This is a genomic window from Corallococcus sp. CA053C (assembly GCF_003611675.1).
Classification (GTDB): Bacteria; Myxococcota; Myxococcia; order Myxococcales; family Myxococcaceae; genus Corallococcus.
In genome coordinates, this window is record NZ_RAWA01000645.1 from 1 (window position 1) to 3,338 (window position 3,338).

Below are 3,338 nucleotides of genomic sequence, written 5' to 3' on the forward strand. Positions count from 1 at the left end.
GCAAGCACCCACCCACCCATCCAAACTTCACCCGAGACCTCCGGCTGCCAAGCCCGTCCGCCTCCGCGAGACTCCAGGACCCGTCTGTCCCGGATGTCCGCGTGCCCCTGCCCGAGAGCAAGCCCTGTGCCCCCGCGATCCCTTCACGGGCCTGCCTCATTTCAGGGGGTTGGAGGGGACCTGACGGATCAGCCAACACGGCGATCGGAAGACGTTGCAGCGTCAGGGAGGCCCGGTCGGTAGGAATTGCCGGACAGCGGAGCAACGGAGGGCCCCCTGGAAGGAGGCCGCCTCGACGTTGCAGGTGTTGACGAGACAACCCGAGGCGGCGGCCGCATGTGCGCGGCCGCGGCACCTCAACGGTTCAAGTGCTTCAGCGGCGGTGGGTGAACTGCACGCGGCGGCCACCCATGGGCGGCATCATCGGCGGCGCTTCGAGGCCGAACTGCCACCACAGCGGCTCGTAGGGCTTCATCTTCAGGCGCTTGTCGTTCTGCAGCTGGGCGAGGCTTCCCTTGAGCTTCTCGTCGGAGGGGTTCTGCTCCACCGCTCGCGCGAGCACCCGCTGGGCGCCGTCCTTGTCCTTGTGCTGCAGCAGGCACCACGCGTACACGGCCCAGACGATGGACTCCTTCTTGCCGCTCTTCACCGCGGCCTCGAAGGCGGCCTTCATGGCGGGCTTGTCGTCCCGGCGGAAGTGCAGGGCGCCTTCCATGGCCTTGGCCATGTAGTTGCGGCCGCTGGCCTTCTCCAGGTGGGACTTCGCCCCGTCCAGGTCCTTCACCATGTACTTGAGCATGCCGATCTGCGCGTGGATCTCCGGCCCGATGAGGAACTGCCACTTGTCCCAGACGAGGCCCTGCTCCAGCGTCTTCACGGCCCGGTCCACGCGGCCCTGGGCTTCCTTCTGGTTGGCGGGCTGGCCCTGGAGATCATTCTGGACCGTCGTCATGAGCGCCTGCACGCGGGTGGAGACCCGTCGGGCGAGCACGATGTAGGTGGCGAAGAGGGCGATGACGCCGGGCACGATGCCGGCCCACCAGGAGAAGCCGCCGACGAGCTTGACCAGCGCTCCGACGGCCAGCCCCACGGCCAGGGAGATGAGGAGGTTGTACATGCGCAGCCCCTTTAGCGGTGTGCGTGGAACGCCGCAATCTTCGGATGCACACGATTCGAAGGCGCGATATACGTTTGGCCGCCTCGCTTTCACCCAAGGGGCCCTCTGTCGAAATTGGTAGACGAGGCGGACTCAAAATCCGCTGCGGCTGACCCCGCGTCCCGGTTCGAGTCCGGGGAGGGCCATTCCCCCAACGCACCCCCGGCGTCCGAGATGCCGCCTCCGGATGGCCCGAACGTGAAAGCAGCCCCCTGTCCTCCGCGCCGGGAGACGCGATGAAGGTACTGCTGGTCGAGGACGACGCGAGCCTTCGTGAAGGCATGGGCGAGCTTGTCTCCGAGCTGGCGGACGTGCAGGCGGTAGGCACCATCGACGAAGCGCTCAGCGCCCTGGAGACCGGGCGCTTCGATCTGGTGATGACCGACCTGCGCATCGCGGGGGGCCACAACGACGGCCGGAGCATCCTCGAAGCCGCCCGTCGCCGGCTGCACCCCGTCGTCGTCGTCAGCGCCGCGGGCCCCGACGAGGTGGCCGAGGCCCTGCACCCCTTCGAGCCGGACGGGCTGCTGATCAAGCCCTTCCAGGTGGACGACATCATGGGGCTCGTGGAGCGCTTCCTGGAACTCAAGCGCCAGGCGGTCGCCGCTTCGGAGGCCCCCCTGTCGGAGGGCTCGGCGGACTGGACGGAGCTCGCCCCTGGCGCCCGGACGGCCACCGCCCCGACGCAGGCTCCCTGGACGTGGGTACGGTTGACGTCCGAGGCGGACTTCCAGTGGCGCCGCCCGTCGGGCGCGGACGCGCTCCTGCTCCTCGAAGGCTCCCTGGACCTGGACGGGGAGCACTACGCCGCCCCCTGCTATCTGTTCCTCGCCGTGGGGGCAGCGCCCCGGGTGAAGACGCGAACGGGCGCGGTGGCGGTGTGCGTGCCGCTGCGCGGGTAGGGGACGAGGTCACCGTGGAAATCCCCCTCTGGCCCTCGCCGCATGATCCGTCGCGCCTGGGGCGTCCGTCCCGGAAAGCGGCCACCGCCGCCCTGGAGACCCACATCGCGGTGCTCAAGGGAGACCCCCTGAAGGCCGCGCTCGCCACCGCGCTGCGGGAGGCGGAAGGGCTGGGCGGGCAGGAGCGCCGCTTCGTGGCGATGGCCGCGCGCGAGCTGTCCCGGCACCAGCGGCTCCTGGACCTGGCGGCGCGCCAGCTGGGGCATTCGCACGCGAAGCTCGTCATGACGGAGGATCAGGCGCTGGTGCGCTACACCCTCTGGCGGCGGCTCTTCTGCGGCGAGGGCTGGACGCGCATCGGCGCGGAGGTGCGGCTGCCGGGCCCGGTGCGGCCGCGCACCCTGCATGACGCGGTGCTGGAGGGGCTCGTCACGAAGCCCCTGCCGGAGCCGCCCGCCTCGGAGTCGGAGTCCGTCGTGGACCGGCTCGCCACCCGGTACTCCTTCCCGGGGTGGCTGACGCAGCGGCTGGCGGACGTGTACCCGGTGGAGACGCTCGCGGGGCTGATGGCGTCGCTGGACGAGGAGCCCGCGCTGCACTTCCGCGTGCGGCCCGCCGGCACCCGGGACGCGGTGCTCGCGGCGCTGGCGGAGGAGGGCGTGGTGGCGGAAGCCGTGCCGTCCTCGCCGGACGCGCTGCGCGTGGCGGATGCCAGCCACCGCATCTTCGAGACGAAGGTGATGAAGGCCCGGCGGCTCCAGGTGCAGGACGTGGGCAGCCAGCTCATCGTCCAGGCGTGCCTCCCGCCCGGAGGGTCGCTGCAGGGGCTCACCGTGGCGGACGTGTGCGCGGGGGCCGGCGGCAAGACGCTGGGGCTCGCGGACGCGGTGGGCGCGAAGGGGCGCGTGCTCGCCGGGGACCGTTCCAAGCGGCGGCTGTCGGACGCGCGCGAGCGGGTGCGCGAGTTCGGCCTCAAGCAGGTGTCGTTCCCGCACCCGGTGCCGCTGGGCGAGGTGGACGTGGTGCTGGTGGACGCGCCTTGCAGCGGCACGGGGTCGCTCGCGCGCGAGCCGGATCAGAAGTGGAAGCTCACCGCGAAGGCCATCACGGAGTTCCAGGCCACCCAGTCCGCGCTGCTGGCGGAGGTGGCCGCGCAGGTGAAGCCGGGGGCGCGCATCGTCTACGCCACCTGCTCCGTCCTGCCCGAGGAGAACGACCGGGTGGTGGAGCGCTTCCTCGCGAAGCACCCGGGCTTCGCGCTGGAGCCGGTGGGGGAGGGG

3 protein-coding genes and 1 tRNA gene are annotated in these 3,338 nt (G+C 71.1%); 3 read left to right on the forward strand and 1 reads right to left on the reverse strand.

Annotated elements, in window-relative coordinates; all coding sequences use genetic code 11:
• Positions 1-373: 373 nt before the first annotated feature.
• The gene (locus tag D7V97_RS41505) at positions 374-1,117 is read right to left on the reverse strand and encodes a lipopolysaccharide assembly protein LapB (RefSeq protein ID WP_120616062.1); all 744 of its coding nucleotides are present in this window, start codon (positions 1,115-1,117) and stop codon (positions 374-376) included.
• 99 nt (positions 1,118-1,216) lie between these two features.
• Between D7V97_RS41505 and D7V97_RS41510 the strand changes: the two genes are divergently transcribed.
• The 3 genes from D7V97_RS41510 to D7V97_RS41520 all read left to right on the forward strand — a co-directional run.
• Positions 1,217-1,302 (forward strand) — tRNA-Leu (locus tag D7V97_RS41510).
• 90 nt (positions 1,303-1,392) lie between these two features.
• Positions 1,393-2,058: a response regulator gene (locus tag D7V97_RS41515; RefSeq protein ID WP_120616063.1), complete on the forward strand. Its 666-nt coding sequence runs from the start codon at positions 1,393-1,395 to the stop codon at positions 2,056-2,058.
• A gap of 14 nt (positions 2,059-2,072) precedes the next feature.
• A partial coding sequence (locus D7V97_RS41520) for an RsmB/NOP family class I SAM-dependent RNA methyltransferase (RefSeq protein WP_199729162.1) occupies positions 2,073-3,338 on the forward strand: 1,266 nt, incomplete at its 3' end.